Annotated in this window: 16 protein-coding genes; 7 read left to right on the top strand and 9 right to left on the bottom strand. The window is 45.3% G+C overall.

The annotated features are described in order from the left end of the window. Positions 1-8: 8 nt before the first annotated feature. Entirely contained in the window at positions 9-695 is a 687-nt protein-coding gene (locus EZE20_RS14285; RefSeq protein ID WP_228713757.1) for a metal-dependent transcriptional regulator, read from the bottom strand. Positions 696-948: 253 nt separating this feature from the next. On the opposite strand from EZE20_RS14285, the gene EZE20_RS14280 reads away from it, so the two are divergent. Next, positions 949-2,889, top strand: coding sequence for a KUP/HAK/KT family potassium transporter (locus EZE20_RS14280; RefSeq protein ID WP_132118786.1), 1,941 nt, complete (start codon positions 949-951; stop codon positions 2,887-2,889). Positions 2,890-2,901: 12 nt separating this feature from the next. Here the strand turns inward: EZE20_RS14280 and EZE20_RS14275 are convergent, their stop codons facing one another. Then, positions 2,902-3,855, bottom strand: a complete 954-nt coding sequence (locus EZE20_RS14275; RefSeq protein WP_132118784.1) for an aldo/keto reductase — start codon at positions 3,853-3,855, stop codon at positions 2,902-2,904. Between the two features lie 193 nt (positions 3,856-4,048). Between EZE20_RS14275 and EZE20_RS14270 the strand changes: the two genes are divergently transcribed. After that, positions 4,049-5,110, top strand: a complete 1,062-nt coding sequence (locus EZE20_RS14270) for an NAD-dependent epimerase/dehydratase family protein (RefSeq protein WP_132118782.1) — start codon at positions 4,049-4,051, stop codon at positions 5,108-5,110. A gap of 60 nt (positions 5,111-5,170) precedes the next feature. Then, positions 5,171-6,016 carry a hydroxymethylglutaryl-CoA lyase gene (locus EZE20_RS14265; RefSeq protein ID WP_132118780.1) on the top strand — a complete coding sequence of 282 codons (846 nt, stop codon included), beginning with the start codon at positions 5,171-5,173 and terminating at the stop codon, positions 6,014-6,016. Positions 6,017-6,048: 32 nt separating this feature from the next. On the opposite strand, the gene EZE20_RS14260 is transcribed toward EZE20_RS14265, so the two are convergent. The 3 genes from EZE20_RS14260 to EZE20_RS14250 all read right to left on the bottom strand — a co-directional run bounded on the left by EZE20_RS14260 (position 6,049) and on the right by EZE20_RS14250 (position 9,094). Continuing rightward, positions 6,049-7,608, bottom strand: a complete 1,560-nt coding sequence (locus EZE20_RS14260) for an Rne/Rng family ribonuclease (RefSeq protein WP_132118778.1) — start codon at positions 7,606-7,608, stop codon at positions 6,049-6,051. A gap of 292 nt (positions 7,609-7,900) precedes the next feature. Beyond that, positions 7,901-8,752, bottom strand: a complete 852-nt coding sequence (locus tag EZE20_RS14255) for a tetratricopeptide repeat protein (protein ID WP_132118776.1) — start codon at positions 8,750-8,752, stop codon at positions 7,901-7,903. A gap of 36 nt (positions 8,753-8,788) precedes the next feature. After that, positions 8,789-9,094, bottom strand: a complete 306-nt coding sequence (locus tag EZE20_RS14250) for an HU family DNA-binding protein (protein ID WP_132118774.1) — start codon at positions 9,092-9,094, stop codon at positions 8,789-8,791. A gap of 173 nt (positions 9,095-9,267) precedes the next feature. Between EZE20_RS14250 and mutY the strand changes: the two genes are divergently transcribed. The 4 genes from mutY (at position 9,268) to guaB (ending at position 13,972) form a co-directional block, all read left to right on the top strand. After that, a complete protein-coding gene (gene mutY / locus EZE20_RS14245) occupies positions 9,268-10,350 on the top strand; it encodes an A/G-specific adenine glycosylase (RefSeq protein ID WP_132118772.1) in 1,083 nt (360 codons plus the stop codon). Positions 10,351-10,422: 72 nt separating this feature from the next. After that, the gene (locus EZE20_RS14240; RefSeq protein ID WP_132118770.1) at positions 10,423-10,890 is read left to right on the top strand and encodes a single-stranded DNA-binding protein; all 468 of its coding nucleotides are present in this window, start codon (positions 10,423-10,425) and stop codon (positions 10,888-10,890) included. 181 nt (positions 10,891-11,071) lie between these two features. After that, positions 11,072-12,394: a transporter associated domain-containing protein gene (locus EZE20_RS24395; protein WP_228713754.1), complete on the top strand. Its 1,323-nt coding sequence runs from the start codon at positions 11,072-11,074 to the stop codon at positions 12,392-12,394. Positions 12,395-12,499: 105 nt separating this feature from the next. Beyond that, the gene (gene guaB, locus EZE20_RS14230) at positions 12,500-13,972 is read left to right on the top strand and encodes an IMP dehydrogenase (RefSeq protein WP_132118768.1); all 1,473 of its coding nucleotides are present in this window, start codon (positions 12,500-12,502) and stop codon (positions 13,970-13,972) included. Between the two features lie 75 nt (positions 13,973-14,047). On the opposite strand, the gene EZE20_RS14225 is transcribed toward guaB, so the two are convergent. The 4 genes from EZE20_RS14225 to EZE20_RS14210 form a co-directional block, all read right to left on the bottom strand. After that, positions 14,048-14,959, bottom strand: a complete 912-nt coding sequence (locus tag EZE20_RS14225; protein ID WP_132118766.1) for an SDR family oxidoreductase — start codon at positions 14,957-14,959, stop codon at positions 14,048-14,050. A gap of 33 nt (positions 14,960-14,992) precedes the next feature. Then, positions 14,993-15,715 carry a peptidylprolyl isomerase gene (locus tag EZE20_RS14220; RefSeq protein ID WP_132118764.1) on the bottom strand — a complete coding sequence of 241 codons (723 nt, stop codon included), beginning with the start codon at positions 15,713-15,715 and terminating at the stop codon, positions 14,993-14,995. 2 nt (positions 15,716-15,717) lie between these two features. Next, positions 15,718-16,320 carry a hypothetical protein gene (locus tag EZE20_RS14215; RefSeq protein ID WP_132118762.1) on the bottom strand — a complete coding sequence of 201 codons (603 nt, stop codon included), beginning with the start codon at positions 16,318-16,320 and terminating at the stop codon, positions 15,718-15,720. Between the two features lie 68 nt (positions 16,321-16,388). Next, positions 16,389-17,828, bottom strand: coding sequence for a BamA/TamA family outer membrane protein (locus tag EZE20_RS14210; RefSeq protein WP_132118760.1), 1,440 nt, complete (start codon positions 17,826-17,828; stop codon positions 16,389-16,391). Positions 17,829-17,841 lie beyond the last annotated feature (13 nt).

The following is a 17,841-nucleotide window of genomic DNA, read 5'->3' as shown; positions in this document are numbered from 1 at the left end:
GGGGAGCCTTAGCAGCGTTGAACGAGTAGGTTTTTGGAGACTTCCTGACTGATAAAAAGCGTTTTAGTTTTGTCAATCAGTACGAGTGCAGACTTGTCATATTCATTGATTTCCTGTACCGCAATTTCACAACCCAACATAATGCCGGAGCGGTCGAGGTGCTGCAAAAAAGCCGGTGCATGCTCAGTTACGCCCATCATCAGGACGGTGTCGCCCGCTGCAACATCCGAAAGTTTGAGGTAGTCCGACAGTGGCATATTTCCTTTGGCATCTGGAATCGGGTCGCCGTGGGGGTCAAAGCGCGGAGTTCCCAGGAATGTATCCAAACGTTCTACGAGCCGATCTGACGGAATATGTTCCAGCTCTTCGGCAATGTCGTGCACTTCATCCCAGCCAAATCCAAGTTTTTCTACCAAAAAAACCTCCCACAAACGATGCCGCCTGATAACTTTCAGAGCTACTTTTTCTCCTTTGGGCGTAAGGCGTACTCCCTGATATTTTTTATAATGAATAAGGTCTTTTTCGGCAAGTTTTTTGAGCATGTCCGTCACGGAGGCCGCACGTGTAGCCGTACCCTCTGCGAGGGCATTGGTACTTACCTCGGCACCCTCAGGACCGGATAGGCTATGAATGATTTTAAGATAGTTTTCTTCGGTGAATGAATTTTGCATGGCACTTGCAACAGGGCTGTTCATTACGTACGTGGGACTTTATAACGCAAAAATACGCTTTACTTATTGTATTTTAAAAAGTTTAGCGTCATCCCAACCCATCAGCTCTGCATTCGGTCCGACATCGTTCCGGTTTCAACCGCTATCTTTTATTAATCGAAATATAATCAGTAGATTGGCTTCGACATAAGGGTATATTTTCTAATTTTGGCGACTTTTTGCTAATTAACTTACCCTATACTAATCTAACAACCTTACATGTTGCCAGTTAAAATCAATGGATAATCATAAACATGTAGATAAAGTCTCCGCTGCCGGGCTATTGGTCGCTTTGGGGATTATTTTTGGTGATATTGGTACATCTCCGCTCTATGTACTTCGTGCCATTGCCAGCTCTGAAACTATCTCTAATGAACTCATTTTGGGGGCTTTGTCCTGCGTATTCTGGACGCTGACACTCCAAACAACGGTAAAATATGTAATCCTGATTTTACGGGCTGACAACAAAGGGGAAGGAGGAATTTTCGCCCTGTTTGCTCTTGTGCGGCGTCATGCCAAATGGCTGACCGTGCCCGCAATTATCGGAGGTAGTACCCTGCTCTCCGATAGCATCATCACTCCGCCAATCTCGGTTTCTTCCGCTGTGGAAGGTATCCGAACCATCTATCCTTCCATCGAAACCATCCCGATTGTACTGGTCATTCTGGCCATTTTGTTCATGGTGCAGGTATTCGGAACCAACCGGGTAGGAGCCGCTTTTGGGCCGGTCATGTTGGTGTGGTTCTGTATGCTGGGTTCAGTAGGGTTGCTGTCGCTAATGAAGGATCCAACGGTTTTGCGGGCCATGAATCCTTACTATGCGTACCAGTTTTTGGTGGTACATCCGGGTGGTTTTTGGCTATTGGGGGCAGTTTTTCTATGTACAACGGGCGCAGAAGCACTCTACTCAGACCTGGGGCATTGTGGCCGGGCGAATATTCGGTTTAGCTGGATTTTTGTTAAGATCTGCCTGCTGCTCAATTACTTCGGGCAGGGCGTGTATGTACTACAATTTAATGGTCAGATGCTCGGAGAGCGTAATCCGTTCTACGAAATTATGCCGCTCTGGTTTTTGCCTTTCGGAATTGCCATTGCTACCATCGCAACGGTGATAGCGAGTCAGGCTATGCTAAGCGGGGCTTTTACGCTCATCAGCGAAGCCATTCGCCTAAATTTCTGGCCTAAGGTACGGTTGGTATATCCATCCAATCAAAAAGGACAGCTGTATGTACCAAGCATCAATTTTCTTTTGTTTGCAGGATGCGTAGCTGTTGTTTTGTATTTCAAGGAGTCTACAAACATGGAAGCCGCCTATGGCCTCGCCATTACCATGACCATGATGATGAATACCATTTTGTTTGGCTATTATCTTTATGTAAAAAAGGTGAACATGTGGTGGGTGGCCGCTTTCGTCGGGTTTTACCTCATTATCGAAAGTAGTTTTTTGGTCGCCAATATGTTGAAATTTATGCACGGTGGCTGGGTTACGGTGCTGATTGCAAGTATTATGGGCAGCCTGATGTTTGTATGGCTTAAAGCATTTTACATCAAACTCCGACTTACAGAATATGTACGCCTGGAAACCTACCTGCCAGCCTTGCGCGAGCTGAGCCGCGACATTAGTATTCCAAAATACGCTACCCACCTGATTTTTATGAGCAATGCCTCACGCGTGAGCGAAATAGAAACCAAGGTTATTTATTCTATCTTTCAAAAACGCCCCAAACGAGCTGATATATATTGGTTTGTCCATGTAGATACGCTCGATGATCCTTATACGATGGAATACAAGGTGGACGTAATTGAGCCGGATGATGTCATCAAAGTTACGTTTCGCCTGGGATTCAGGGTGGAGCAGCGTATCAACCTGTTTTTTCGGCGGGTTATTGAAGACATGGTGAAAAATAAGGAGGTCGATATTACGAGCCGCTACGAATCACTCAGCCGGCAAAATATGACGGGTGATTTTCGATTCGTAGTACTCGAACGTTTCCTTTCGTTTGAAAACGACCTCCCTTATTTTGAGCGTATTGTAATGAAAGCGTATTTTTTCGTTAAAGATTTTACGACTCCCGAAGACAAGTGGTTTGGCCTTGACAGCAGCTCGGTTAAAATCGAAAAAGTACCGCTGGTGATTCGTCCTGCCGAAAACGTCAAACTAAAAAGGGTATATAGTTAACAGCGCAACAGACTATTCATCCCACAAATTTGCGAGCGTATAGTCGGTGTCCGGATGGGCCCATGTACTGCCATTGATGTAGCGAAAGTGCAGGTCCATTTCGCTGATTCGCGCCATATCGTCGGCATCCAAATCGATTTCTGCTGCTTCCAGATTTTGTTGCAAACGATCCGGATTTACTGATTTTGGAATGACCGCCACGTTGCGGTTAATGGCCCACGCCAGCAAAACCTGCGCCCATGTACAGCTATATTTTTCGGCAATTTCCAGAATCGTTGAATGGTCACGCAGAGCAGGGTCATCGGCTTTTTTGAGTCGTTCGGGCCGGTCGCCGGAACCAAGGGGTGAATAGGCTGTCAATTGGATATTTCGATCCTGACAAAACTTTACCAGCGTATTTTGTTGTAAAAAAGGGTGTAATTCTACCTGAAGCATGGCCGGATTAATCCGCGCTGTTTCCAGGAGTTGCTCAATTTTTTTTATGCTAAAATTTGAAACCCCAATAGTTCGTGTCAATCCTGCATCTACACAATCTTCCATGCCTTGCCAGGTTTGAGAAAGTGGTACTTCGCTCAAATTCAGGAAGTCAGAGCCATCTGCCGGAAAACCAACGCCTTCTTTGAGTGCCACCGGCCAGTGAATCAGGTAAAGATCCAGGTAGTCGAGCTGCAAATCGCTCAGGGTTTTTGCCAATGCGGGCTGCACCTGCTCAGGTCGGTGCGAATTATTCCAGAGCTTGGAAGTAATCCACAATTCTTCACGAGTTACTACTCCCGACGATAGTACGTCATGAAGGGCCTGCCCGATTTCTCTTTCATTGCCATATATAGCTGCGCAATCAATGTGCCTGTATCCGATAGAGATGGCCTCAGTGACGGCTTTGTAAACTTCGCCTTCGGCCGATTTCCAGGTGCCAAGCCCCAAAATAGGCAGATTGGCGCCTGGGGCAAGTGGTAGTGTTTTCATAAATGTTTGTTGAAGTAACTTAAAAATAATTGTTCACAAAAGGCAGCTTATGCCAATTTCTTATCTAAATAGAAGTCAATACCGATCAAAATAGTTTAACAAAAATGACATCCTGATAAAAATCAGCATAGAATTTCTGTGGATTAGTTGAATGACCTTACCTTTGACTTTTGAAAAAAACAGGTACACATTCATGAAACTACTAATTACAGGCGGTGCGGGTTTTGTTGGGTCTTCGTTAGCTATTGCTCTGAAAATGAATTATCCCGATTATGAGATCTTTGCGATGGACAATCTGAAACGACGAGGGTCTGAGCTAAATCTATCCCGATTAAAAAAGCAGGGCGTAGAATTTATTCACGGAGATATTCGTAGCAAGGAAGATTTTGACGCGCTTCCGGGCGTAGATGCGGTCATTGAGGCCTCCGCCGAGCCGTCGGTATTGGCTGGCCTGGATGGTACGCCTGATTATTTGATTAATACCAATTTGTTTGGGACTGTCAACTGCCTGAACTATGCGCTGAAACACAAAGCAGCTTTCCTTTTTCTTTCCACAAGCCGGGTTTACCCGATCAAAACGCTGGAAGGACTGAATTTCGTGGAAGAAGAAACCCGTTTCGCACTTGCTGATGAACAGCCGGTACCGGGAGCCTCCTCCAAAGGCATTGCCGAAGATTTTCCGCTGGATGGCCCACGTTCGCTCTATGGCACCACCAAGCTGGCTTCTGAACTTCTGATTCAGGAGTATAATGAGTTTTATGGTCTCAAAACGGTTATTAATCGGTGTGGCGTAATCACCGGTCCCTGGCAAATGGGTAAGGTCGATCAGGGTGTAATGGTACTATGGATTGCCAAGCATTATTTTGACCAGCAGTTGGGTTATTTTGGCTACGGTGGTACTGGTAAGCAGATTAGAGATATGTTGCACGTAGCAGATTTGTATCGACTGATTGATTGGCAATTACACAATCTGGATCAGGTAAACGGTCAGATTCTGAACGCCGGTGGAGGCCTTGAAAGCAGCGCTTCGTTGCAAGAGCTAACAAAGATTTGTCAGGAAGTAACCGGAAAAACGATTCCCATTAAGGCCGTTGCCGAAACACGTACAGCCGATATCCGGCTTTACGTAACTGATAACACCAAAGTGACAGCCTTGACCGGCTGGAAACCCGAAATCGGGATCCGACAAATAGTAGAGGAAATTGCCGCGTGGCTGGCCGAAAATGAAGAGGATTTGAAGCCAATTTTGATGTAAAATTGATTGAAGAAAGGCGCTTCCCGGCGCCTTTCGTTTTTACTTAACGCACATTCACCTATGAAACTCATTGAATGTCCGCGGGATGCCTGGCAGGGGCATCATCCATTTATTTCGACAGATCAAAAAATTGAGTATTTGAATCTGTTGCTGGAAGTAGGATTTGATACCCTGGATTTCGGCAGTTTTGTGTCACCGGCGGCTATGCCTCAGGTAAGCGATACGGCAGAAGTTCTGGAAGGACTAAATCTTCATGATACGTCAACCCGGCTTTTGTCCATTGTGGCCAATGTCCGTGGAGCACAGCAGGCCTGCGCTTTTGAACAAATTCAGTACATAGGCTTTCCCTTTTCGATATCTGAGACCTTTCAGCTACGCAATACCAATTCGACAATTGCCCAGTCAGTGGAGCGGGTGCGTGAGATTCAGTCACTTTGTCAAGCATACGGGAAAGAGTTGGTGGCGTATCTTTCAATGGGTTTTGGTAATCCTTACAGTGACCCGTGGAGTCCGGCACTTGCCCGGCAATGGGTAGATGAGCTGGCAGGTATGGGCGTAAGGATTTTCTCGCTGTCCGATACGGTCGGAGTGGCAAAGCCGGAAGATGTTTACGCTATTTTTCAGGAATTGATTTCTACCCGTCCTACGCTCGAATTTGGGGGGCATTTTCATACACTACCCCAGGAATGGCGTTTTAAAGTAGAGGCTGCCTATGAAGCGGGCTGTCGGCGCTTTGATGGCGCTTTGCTGGGTTTTGGGGGCTGCCCGATGGCGCAGGATTCGCTCGTAGGAAATATGCCTACGGAGCGCTTAATTGAATTTGGTCAGGAGAAACAGCAGCAGCAGACGTTAAATCTGGAAAAATTGAACGAAGCTACAATTCTGTTCAAAAAAATAATCGGGTGAAGTAAAAACTACCTCACCCGACTGAAAAATCTTTACTGTGCATTCAGCTCAATGACCTCCCCGAACTTGTTGTGAAAGGTAAAATCAACAACGCCAAGCGACGAGTCTTTGATAAGCGAAACCCAGGTCTTATACGTAAAAAACCATTTCATCTGCTGCGAGATTAGGCCCTTTGTGAAATAGGCGTGCAGAAAAGGATGCAGGGAAATACTGATTCGGCTTTCGTTTTGTTTCGTCAGAATATAATCCAGATTGTTCAGAATAATGTCCGTAATCAGGATACTTGCCTGAATCGTGCCGGTTCCCCCGCAGGTTGGGCAGGTTTCGCGCGTCACGATATTCATTTCGGGCCTTACCCGCTGCCGGGTAATCTGCATCAGGCCAAATTTTGAAAGCGGAAGCACGGTATACTTCGAGCGGTCCGACTTCATTTCTTCCCGCATCACATCGTGAATCTTCCGTTTATTATCAGCCTTTTTAAGATCAATAAAATCAATCACAATGATTCCACCCATGTCGCGCAGGCGCAGCTGACGGGCAATTTCCTTAGCCGCTTCGCTGTTCACACTCAGGGCAGTAGCTTCCTGATCTTCTTCACTATTGGATTTGTTCCCACTATTTACGTCAATGACGTGAAGGGCTTCTGTATGCTCAATGATGAGGTAGCCGCCGCCGGGAAGACTCACCGAACGGCCAAACAGCGATTTAATTTGTTTTTCAAGCCCAAACTGTTCAAAGACTTTATTCTTGCCATTGTGCAGTTTGAGAATGTTTTCCTTATCCGGGGCAATTGTCCGGATGTAGGATTTAATATCTTCAAATACGTCTTTGGAGTCAACCGTAATGCTGTCAAACGACTCGTTGAGCATGTCACGGATGATGGAAGACGCACGGTTCATTTCGCCAATGACTCGGTCACGAGGTTTGGCATCTCGCAGGAGTTTTATCCCTTTCTCCCACTTTTCCAGGCAGTTTTGCAGATCCTTGTCGAGTTCCTCAACATCTCTGCTTTGAGCGACTGTTCGCACAATCACCCCAAAGTTGGCCGGCTTTATAGAAGACATCAGTCTTTGCAAGCGTGTTCGTTCCTGTTTGTCTGTAATTTTTTTGGATAAATTAACAGAATTTGAAAATGGAACTAACACAATGTACCGGCCTGCTATCGAAATATCACACGAAAGACGGGGGCCTTTGGTCGAAATTGGTTCTTTCACAATCTGAACCAGAATTGGCTGATTCTTTACCAGTACTTTATCAATTTTCCCGAGTTTTTCGATCTCGGGTTCCATCTTAAAGGCACTTAGCTTGCCAGAATTCGCTCGTTTTGAAATTACATCCTTCGTAAATTTATTGAGCGAATTAATGTTTGGTCCCAGGTCCAGATAGTGCAGAAAGGCATCTTTTTCGTAGCCCACGTCAACAAATGCCGCATTGAGCCCTGTCACCAGTTTGCGGACGGTTCCGAGATAAATATCTCCAACCGTAAAACTGTGATCGGGCTCCTCTACGTGATATTCAAGAAGGCGCTTATCCTGCAAAAGGGCTATACGTTCCCCCTTTTGAGTAGAATTTATTACTAATTCGTTACTCAATGTATAACCAATTAATTGGTCTTGACTAATTGAAATAATGTAGACGCAGGTTTCCTGTTTAGAATTTGGTACAGGTGTACGTCAGAAATAATTGAGAAGAAGATGAAAAGGTAATAAAGCAGATTAAACCGGAAAAGAAGTTTCTTCCCCGGTTTAATCAATACTTTTACTTTTTCTTATGTCTGTTTTTTCTTAAACGCTTCTTTCTTTTGTGGGTCGCAATCTTGTGACGTTTTCTTTTCTTTCCGCAAGGCATAGCTTTTGACGGTTAATAAGGTGAAAAATAACTATTTTATTTTTTTAGCCGCTGTTCCAGCTCGCCAATTGCTTGCTGAATCACCGGATCTTTTTCCTTCTTTTTTACATCAGCGAGTACCTCAGAGGCCTCTTCGTCACGGCCCAACTCTACGAGACATACGCCTAGGTAAAACTGAGCTTTTGTATTGGAAGGATGATTGAGAAGAATTTGACGGAAACGCTCCACCGCTTTGGTGTACTGATTGGAGCGCATCGAAAGAATTCCTAAATTGAACAAAGCCAACTCATTCGTTGGGTCTGCGTCAAGCACTTCTCGCAAAAGCATAATTCCCTGCATCGGTGAAGCGGTGTTGACATAGGTCATCGCCATGTTCGCTTTGGCAGAGAGTAGCTCAGGATTCTGATCGAGTGCTTTCTTGTAATACGTGCGGGTTTTTTCACCCAATGTTTTGGCTTTTTCTTCATCTACCGCAAAACCGTACGCTTCGTAATAGCGATCTGCTGTACGAATCTGATTTTCAAGGGATGGATCAAGAATTGCGGCCTGCTCGGCGTAATAGGCTGCACTATCAAATTTCTGGAATTGCCCAAAGGTCTCCGAAAGTTTAATGGCCGCCTGCATTTTGGCATCGGCAGTAGCCTGTACAAAAGAAGCACGCAGAGGATCAATAACCTGTTTTTGTTCAGGCGTCAGGGACTGATTGAAGTGTTCTGATTCAGAATTTGAACCGGACGCACCCGTCGATTCACCACCTGACGCCTGTTCGGTTTGCTGTCCGCCTTCTACATCCTGGGATTTTGAATTGACCACGATTTTGGGTAAACTGTACAGTGTACCCACCAATGCAATGGCCAAAACACATACCAGAATTATAGTCTTCTTCATGCTACGCCGATTAATTGTTTGTACTAATCTGAAAGATTATTTCTCAACAACAGATTTTAGAGAATCGCTGCTTTTTACCTGCTCTACAAAAACCTTTGCAGGCTTGAAGCTGGGAACAAAGTGCTCATCAATGATCATTGAGGTACCCTGTGAAATATTCCGGGCCACTTTCCGGGCACGCTTCTTGTTAATGAAGCTGCCAAATCCTCTCACATAAAGATTTTCGCCATCAGCGAGTGAATCTTTAACCACGGTGAAGAAAGTTTCGAGAGTTTGCTGTACATCAGCTTTTTCAACACCTGTTTTCTCAGAAATCTGTGCGATTACGTCTGCCTTAGTCACTGTATATATTAACTTTTAAGTGTATATTGTTTCGTTTACAATACTACCCATCTGATTTTTGGGAGTACAAAGGTAGCGTAATTTTACTAAAATTTAAAAGGCATTCTTTTCCCTTTTTTTTCTAAACCATTAAAAAACAGGAACTAACCCGTTGATTTAGGGAGTAATCTAGTATGAAAGTGACAGATTTTAGCAGTAAATTAATTCATTGGTACCATCATCATCACCGCGATTTGCCCTGGCGGCACACCTCAGATCCCTACCAAATCTGGCTTTCGGAAGTGATTCTGCAACAAACCCGAGTGGCTCAGGGCTTGCCTTATTACCTGCGATTTGTTGAGAAATATCCTACCGTACAAGCAATGGCAGAAGCCGACGAACAGGATATTTTGCGGACCTGGCAGGGGCTCGGCTACTATTCCCGGGCCCGAAATATGCATCAGACTGCCCGGCAGATCGTACAGGAGTTTAATGGAGTTTTTCCCAATTCGTATGAACAGCTGTTGCGATTGAAAGGGGTTGGCAACTACACCGCTGCTGCGATTGCCTCTTTTGCGTTTGGCGAAGCCGTACCGGCAGTTGATGGAAATGTGTACCGGGTATTGGCCCGACTCTTTGGAATAAAAACCGATATTGCCTCGCATGCTGCCAAAAAAGAGTTTTTTGAGTTAGCCAAAACCCTGATTCCTGCCGACAATGCGGCGTTTTTTAATCAGGCAATGATAGAATTTGGGGCAATTCAGTGTCAGCCCGTAGCGCCTGATTGTCTTTTGTGCCCTTTTCAGGATTCGTGTTATGCGTTTCAAAATGGTCAACAGTCCGTTTTACCTGTAAAGGCGAAAAAAGCAAAAGTGCGGAATCGATTTCTAAACTATCTGGTACTTGAATGGAACGGGAAGTTGGCCATGAACCTGCGAGGCGGCAAGGATGTTTGGCAGGGATTGTATGATTTTTTTCTGATAGAAACACTTCAATTACCCGAAAGTCCGGATGAATTTATGGAGCAGCCGACGGTTCACTCGTGGTTTTTGGAAAGTGAGATTCAAGTGCCTCAGAAAACCTACGTTCATTTGTTATCTCATCAGAAACTTCATGTGCAGTTTTGGCGTCTAAGGTTTGCGGATTCGGCAAACATGGCTTTGCCTGACAATTTGTCGTTTTTCTCATTCGATCAGGTGGAGCAGCTTCCTAAACCAATTTTGATAGATAGTTTCCTGAAAGAGCATTATTTTAGTAATTTTATTTCACCAAATTAAAAATAAAAGTGCCTAAAATAATCTATAAATACTCTGGTTTATAATTAGTTATAATTTAAAAATTCGATTCCTATGGCTGGTAGTGTAAATAAAGTAATCCTGATTGGAAATCTTGGAAGTGACCCGGAAGTGCGGTATCTGGAAGGTGGCTCTTCGGTGGCACGATTCAATATAGCAACTTCCGAATCGTATACGAATAAAAATGGCGAACGTGTTGAACAAACCGAATGGCACCGTATTGAACTCTGGGACCGGCTGGCTCAAATAGCGGAAAAATATCTTCGTAAAGGTAACGCCGTGTATATTGAAGGGAAAATTAGAAGTGAAAACTGGACGGATAAAGAAGGGCAGCAACGCAGCGGAATAACAATCCGGGCCAATAACATGACTCTACTTGGTGGAGGCGGGACAGGCGGGACTACTGAAAATAGCCCGCAGCAACCCGCTGCGAGGCAGCCGGTCACGACGACCCCTCGCGCCAACGATCCGGTGCCGCCGACGATGGCAGCTGGTGGCGATGACGATGATTTGCCATTTTGATTTTACAGCAAAGCCTCATGTAATGACATGGGGCTTTTTTTGAAATTGGGGAATTGTTCAATACAATTTTGTCATACTACCCTGAAAAAAGCGCATTTTTGACCAAAAATTGGTGGTTGGTACAATTTTATAGAAATAATTGTTTTACTTCCATCCGAAAAAATAATTTACCCTAAAAGCAGTGAAAGAACCAAAAGACAGCGATGACCCTGGGCCCCGAACGATTGGGCGAAGTCGTACAGAACTTCGTCAACTAGCGCCCCTCGCCCTGGGTACGGATCAACTTACAAGCCAAATAGACTTGCTTTCTGTAAGTATTTTGTTCGGATTATTACTACTCTCCCTGGTATTTTCTGCAATTCGGGCCGCCTATGCGACCGTTCCTTCCTCAGATTCTCCCTGGGAAAAAAAGCATCGGACAGACGGCCTTACCTTTCCACAAAAACTTACACTATCCCTGCTTCAGCGTGCTGCCACGCTGGTTGCATTTTTATGGGCATCCCGGCTGTTGTGGCTGTTGCAACTTGAATCTTCCTCCGATGTGCCTGGAAAAATCTTCTTTGGTGGTTTGCTTGGCTGGATATTTCTGGATGCACTGGTGCGTTATTTGGCCGGGCGGCATGCGACCGTACTCACACCCTGGTTAACTCCAATCGTAAAAGTAGCGCTGAAAGCACTTGCCCCACTGACAAGAGGCTTCACCTTTTTACGCACCAAATGGGGGGTATTATTACCCGAAGAAATCGAATCCCGTGCGGAGTCTTCTGACAATGAGGATAACAACGAAGAGGAAAGAGATTTGCTGCGTGGGTTGGCCACTTTTGGGCAAACAACCGCACGACAGGCTATGCAGCCGCGACTAAACATTACGGCAGTTGATATTGATCTTGATTTCCATGAATTAATGGATAAAATAAATAAATCAGGATATTCCCGGATTCCTGTATATCAGGATACACTAGACTCGGTGGAAGGGTTGCTGTATGTCAAAGATTTGCTGCCACATCTGCATCGTGACGAGCATTTTGGCTGGCAAAAACTTCTTAGAAAGGCGTATTTTATTCCCGAAAGTAAGCGGCTGGATGATCTGTTGCACGAATTTCAAAACCGCCGCGTACACATGGCCGTGGTTGTTGATGAATATGGAGGGACAAACGGCCTCATTACTCTGGAAGATATTATTGAAGAAATTTTTGGGGATATTAACGACGAATACGACGACGATGAGGAAGTGAACTTTACACGGGTAGATGACAAAACGTTTATTTTTGAAGGCAAAGTTCTCATCAATGACTTTTGTAAAATCCTGTCTCTTGAACCCGATTATTTTGATGAAGTCCGGGGTAACAGCGAATCGCTGGGAGGCCTTTTGCTGGAACTTTACTCCCGTCTGCCCCGCACAGGAGAGCAAATTACGCATCGGGAGGTAACGTTTAAAGTACAATCGGCAGATAAAAAACGGATCAAGAAAGTACGCGTATTGCTGGGTCAGGCTGTTCAATAAAATTGGCTTCACCAAAAAATATTAGTTGCAAGAACAACAAAAGCCTTTGTCATCTGCTCAGTTCTATCTAATTTTGCCCTGCAAATAACTACTGTTTATTTGCACATGAGCACAAACCCATCCAAAGTCCTTTACGAGGCACTTACTTACGACGACGTTCTGCTATTGCCTGCCTATTCGGAGGTTCTTCCGCGCGACGCAAATACCACTACCTGGCTTACCCGCAACATCCAACTAAATATTCCGCTCATTTCGGCGGCTATGGATACCGTTACTGAATACGACCTGGCTATTGCTATGGCTCAGGAAGGAGGCATCGGGATGATCCACAAAAACATGAGCCTGGAAGCACAGGCTGAGCAAGTACGAAAAGTAAAACGCTCAGAAAGCGGAATGATCCTTGACCCTATAACACTCTCCGAAGGTGCAAACCTGGGCGATGCGCAGCAGATCATGCGGGAGTTTAAAATCGGTGGGATTCCAGTGGTAGACAGCAATCGCAAACTTATCGGAATATTGACTAACCGTGATCTGCGTTTTCAGCGTGACATGAGCCGGCCGGTTGTCGAAATTATGACGCGCGAAAACCTGATTACCGCCTCCGAAGGACTTTCTTTACACGATGCCGAGTCAATTTTACAGGAATATAAAATTGAAAAACTTCCCATCGTAGATAAAGAATATCGGCTTACGGGCTTAATTACCTATAAGGATATTCTGAAACGCAAATCGCATCCCAATGCCTGTAAAGATGAGTATGGACGGTTGCGTGTAGGGGCGGCGGTTGGTGTAACTGCGGACCTGATACAGCGTGTAGAAGCGTTGCTCAAAGCAGGTGTAGACGTAGTGAGCCTTGATACGGCGCACGGCCACTCGCGTGGAGTTATAGAAGCGGCCAAAGCAATTAAAGAGAAATTTCCCAAATTGGATGTCATTGCTGGCAATATCGCAACTGGCGAAGCTGCTAAAGCATTGGCCAACGCCGGAGTCGACGCCGTAAAAGTAGGCGTAGGGCCGGGCAGTATCTGTACCACGCGCATCATTGCGGGAATCGGTGTTCCACAGCTTTCGGCTGTAATGGAAGCCGCCGAGGCCCTTAAAGGAACGGGTGTGCCGGTTATTGCGGATGGTGGAATCCGGTATTCAGGCGATGTAACCAAAGCCATTGCCGGTGGCGCAAGTACGGTCATGATTGGCTCTATGCTGGCCGGAACTGACGAAGCTCCGGGTGAAATTGTAATCTATGAAGGACGGAAATTCAAAGCTTACCGGGGCATGGGCTCCGTGGAGGCAATGGAAGAAGGATCAAAGGATCGGTATTTTCAGGATGCAGAAGACGACGTCAAAAAGCTCGTTCCCGAGGGAATTGTAGGTCGGGTTCCGTTCAAAGGGAAGGTGTCCGAAATTCTTTACCAAATGGTGGGCGGCCTGAAAGCAGGGATGGGCTACTGCGGAGCGGGCGATATTGCGGCGTTGCACAAAGCTCAGTTTGTGAAAATAACCAGTGCCGGTGTTCGTGAAAGCCATCCGCACGACATTATGATTCAGAAAGAAGCACCCAACTATTCGTCTAGATAGTACCAGGTTGAATCCAAAATATAAACCCCGGCAAGAGGAATCCTGTCGGGGTTTTCTAGTATAATAATTTGAAAATCAATTGGCCTGAATCTGTTGAGCCAAACGTGCAATTCCTTCTTTGAAACTATGCGGCGCATAGCCCAGAACTTGCTGCGATTTGTCAAGATTAAAACCTGTCCGCGCTGGCCGGCGGGCGGGTTGGGTAAAAGTGGACGAATCAGCTTCGGAGATGAGAGACTTATCCAAACCAAAAAAATCGGCGGTCATCATCGCCATTTCGTGGGGAGTAAGCAGGTCTTTTCCCGAAATATTGAAAACCCCTTCTGCTTCCTGCATGGCAATTAAAAAACAACCTGTGGCCAAATCTTCGGCAAGGGTAGGCGTGCGCCATTGGTCTGTTACTACCTTAATGGGCTTGCCATCTTCCAATGATTTCTTTACCCATAAAATAATATTGCTGCGGCTCATGTCGTGCGCAATGCCATACACGAGCACCGTACGCGCAATGGCCCAACGAATACCGCTGTTCATTACTGCTTTTTCGGCGGCATATTTACTCCACCCGTAAAAACTCAGCGGATTGGCTTCCGCAAGTTCGTCGTAAGGCCCGTGTGCTCCATCAAAAATAAAATCGGTTGAAAGATGCAACAGAAAAACCTCATGCTTGCGGCAGGATTCGATCAGATATTCTACTGATTTCACATTTTGTGCCCAGCAATTTTCTTTTTCAAATTCGCATTGATCTACATTAGTCATAGCTGCTGTATGAATCACTACGTCGGGCAAGGTGCGGGCAATAACTTCTTCTATCTGATCAGCTTGTGTAATGTCAAGGCTGTGGAATTCGTAGCCTCCAGTCTGCGGTAGCCGATTGGCGCCGCGCGCCGTTGCGAGGGTAACTATTGCAGGCTGCTGACTAAGGAGTTCTACTAATTTTTGTCCCAAAAGTCCATTGGAACCGGTGATTAATACACGTTTAGCACTCAAAATGATTCGGGTTAAAAGAGTTTATAAAACAACTTACTGGAAAGTGTAGCCGTAGCGTTTGGTGATGTTCTTTTTCTTCATCCATTCTGCTGATACCGACATGGGAATATCTTTCATCGGCCGGTCGCGCGGGTCTTTGGCTTGTGCAGCAATCGAATCAACTACCGCAAGTCCATCAATCACTTGACCAAAAACGGTATATCCTCCGTCAAGGTGGGGTGTTCCGCCTAATTTTTGATACACTTCTTTTTGTGTTTCCGTAGGTTTTCGGGGAATACGGTCCAGCTTTCGTTCGAGCTGCCTTTGGAGATCTGCGCTATTCAGCGTTTTTCCCTGAACAATATAAAACTGACAACCGCTTGATGCTTTCTCTGGATTATTGTCACGAGCGGCGGCCAATGCGCCTTTTTGATGAAATAGATCGGGATGAAATTCAGCCGGGATTTTATAGCCAACATCACCATTTCCCAGAGCTTTGCCTTTCTCAGCATTTCGGGAGTTAGGATCGCCACCTTGTACCATAAACCCTTCTATGATGCGGTGAAAAAGCAGACCGTCATAAAATTTTTCTTTGGTCAATTTTATAAAATTCGCTTTATGAAGGGGTGTTTGGTCAAATAGTATAAGTTTCATAGCGCCATAAGGTGTGGAAAGAGTAATGAGATAATCCTTCTTTTGGGCCCGTTGCGACCATCCCGGACTGGCAATCAGAAAACAGCAAAGTATCAGCGGTAGTATCAGAAAACGTTTTTTCATTATCAGCGAGAGGCGAGAATTGTTTTATCAGTTGGTTCAAAAATCAGCTTTACACCATAATCTTTTCCATCAGATACTTCCTCCATCACCAACCGTACCGGGCTTTTTTTCCAACTCAGTTGTTTTGATTTGTCAGTCAGCGGTCGGCCATATTTCTCAGTAAATTCCAGGCGTGCCGTTTGCCAAAACTGACGGGTGGCGGCTTCGCTATTGAGATATACATCAACGGTAATTTTGGAAATAAGTCGTTCCTCAGGATTAAAGTAGTACAGTACATCAATCGTTTCAAGCTGTGCGGTCTCGTAGGTAAATCCTATGTGATTGGCCGAATCCTCAAACATTTCGAAGCTTTCCGAAGCCTTCACTTTACTTAGCGGATCACCAAAGTTTATTCCCCGAAGGATTCCTTCGCTCGTGGTGCCCAGCAATGTTTGGAACAATTCGGATTGATCGCTGTTAATTTCGCTTGCCGCAGGATCAGGCAAAAGTAGAGAGTCGGTAGGAACAGTGGCTTCTTCGGGAGTAGTTTTGGTTTGGCAACTAAGAAAAAGGCCGGTGAGAAACAGGAGCGTAGAAAAAAAACGTATAGCCGTTTTGTAAATCATAAAATGTGTCTGTTTTTGGATGTTTTGCAAAATTAATAATTATCCTGTTGAATATCGGCCCCATTGGATCACAATACCCGCCCGATTTGAAAAAAGAAGCGGTCCTGACCCAGGCCATTGATTGTATAGTTGAAGCGGAAAACCATGTTATAAAACGTAGCCACATCGAGTCCAACGCCTGCCCCGGAAAGCAGTGTGTTGCCTAGTTTGGTATTGCTCAATTCAGGATAATAATTTTGAACATACCCCAAATCAGCAAAAGAGTTGAGATAGGCAGTAATGGGAATTGTGCTGAACTGCCGTACGGGAATCCAGGGAAAGGTCTTTTGAAAGCTGAAAAGCTTGTATTTCAATTCATTTTCCCACAAAAAATAATGCTGACCGTCAATCACATACAACTCATAGCCCCGGACGAGTTTCATGCGATAGCCGAGCCCAAGGGTTTGCGGATATGGTTGCCGCACCGGCGCTGACATCCTGCCGGTAATGCCACTGTTGAAAAACCATCGTTTATTGATTGGAATAAAATGCTTGTACCAGCCGTAGAGATAGGTTTGATTGGTATTGTCAGTTGGCAACAAGCCAAGTTTACTGACCTGTAACCCATAATTAAAACCTTCCAGCGGGTACTGTACGTTGTCGCGACGATCGTAATTGTACGTATAGGTAAGCTGAAAATAATTTTGACTTTTGCGCGATTGAAGAAGGTACTCGGGATTCAGCCGGGCAAGCGTATCTGATAATTGAAGATAATTCCAGCGAAGATCCAGGGAGTGAAAGCTGTAAAATTTGTTTCTCCGGGTAAAATTTACAAAGGTATAAAAGCGCTCGCGGTTGAGACTTTCGCTGTTGAAATAATCGAGTTTATCATTCCAGGTTCGGTACGGAAGCGTTTTGTTCGTGGTATAAGACATACCGGCAGTTACTCCCGTTTTTTGTGCTTTATCAATATATGGTACCGAATAGGAGATTTCGTATTTGGGAATAAAGCCAAACTCAGCCAGTAAGCGGAGCTTATCTGCCCGACCCGTCAGGTTGTTGTAACTCATGTACAATCCGTAAGTAATTCGTTTCAGGTCGCGGTCGCGGTCATACCACCATTCATTAAAATTTCGGTCAGCCAATTGAAACACCGGAACAATCACAAAGTACCAGCGTTCTTTCACCACCACCCGAATATTCACCAGCGTACTGTCTTCATTATCTGGAAAATGAAGCATGTCTACGGTAACAAAAAGATTGGTGTTGACAATTTTTCTACGGTCAATTTCCAGCCGCTCATCCAGCTGATTTGCCTGAACTGAATCTCCGGCTCGTAAGGCCATTTCCCGGAGAATAATGGTCGTTCGGGTCCGGTAGTTTCCTTCCACGCTCACGCTGCCGATGGTAATAAATGCGGGAATGTCGGCCGTAGCGCTTGTATCTATTGGTGTTGGATGCGCACGCAGACAGAAAGAGGAGCCTAATCCTGCCAAAATCAATACACAAATCCTGAAAAAATACACCATTGAACTCCTTTTA

It is taken from the genome of Arundinibacter roseus (genome assembly GCF_004348825.1).
Lineage (GTDB): Bacteria > Bacteroidota > Bacteroidia > Cytophagales > Spirosomataceae > Arundinibacter > Arundinibacter roseus.
Note: the sequence above shows the minus strand (reverse complement) of the source record. Positions and strands in the feature narration are given on the sequence as shown.

Bases quoted from the DNA above. Each gene is read 5' to 3' on its own strand.
- EZE20_RS14285 (WP_228713757.1), bottom strand. From the start codon at position 695: ATGAACAGCCCTGTTGCAAGTGCCATGCAAAATTCATTCACCGAAGAA.
- EZE20_RS14280 (WP_132118786.1), top strand. From the start codon at position 949: ATGGATAATCATAAACATGTAGATAAAGTCTCCGCTGCCGGGCTATTG.
- EZE20_RS14275 (WP_132118784.1), bottom strand. From the start codon at position 3,855: ATGAAAACACTACCACTTGCCCCAGGCGCCAATCTGCCTATTTTGGGG.
- EZE20_RS14270 (WP_132118782.1), top strand. From the start codon at position 4,049: ATGAAACTACTAATTACAGGCGGTGCGGGTTTTGTTGGGTCTTCGTTA.
- EZE20_RS14265 (WP_132118780.1), top strand. From the start codon at position 5,171: ATGAAACTCATTGAATGTCCGCGGGATGCCTGGCAGGGGCATCATCCA.
- EZE20_RS14255 (WP_132118776.1), bottom strand. From the start codon at position 8,752: ATGAAGAAGACTATAATTCTGGTATGTGTTTTGGCCATTGCATTGGTG.
- mutY (WP_132118772.1), top strand. From the start codon at position 9,268: ATGAAAGTGACAGATTTTAGCAGTAAATTAATTCATTGGTACCATCAT.
- EZE20_RS14240 (WP_132118770.1), top strand. From the start codon at position 10,423: ATGGCTGGTAGTGTAAATAAAGTAATCCTGATTGGAAATCTTGGAAGT.
- guaB (WP_132118768.1), top strand. From the start codon at position 12,500: ATGAGCACAAACCCATCCAAAGTCCTTTACGAGGCACTTACTTACGAC.
- EZE20_RS14220 (WP_132118764.1), bottom strand. From the start codon at position 15,715: ATGAAAAAACGTTTTCTGATACTACCGCTGATACTTTGCTGTTTTCTG.
- EZE20_RS14215 (WP_132118762.1), bottom strand. From the start codon at position 16,320: ATGATTTACAAAACGGCTATACGTTTTTTTTCTACGCTCCTGTTTCTC.
- EZE20_RS14210 (WP_132118760.1), bottom strand. From the start codon at position 17,828: ATGGTGTATTTTTTCAGGATTTGTGTATTGATTTTGGCAGGATTAGGC.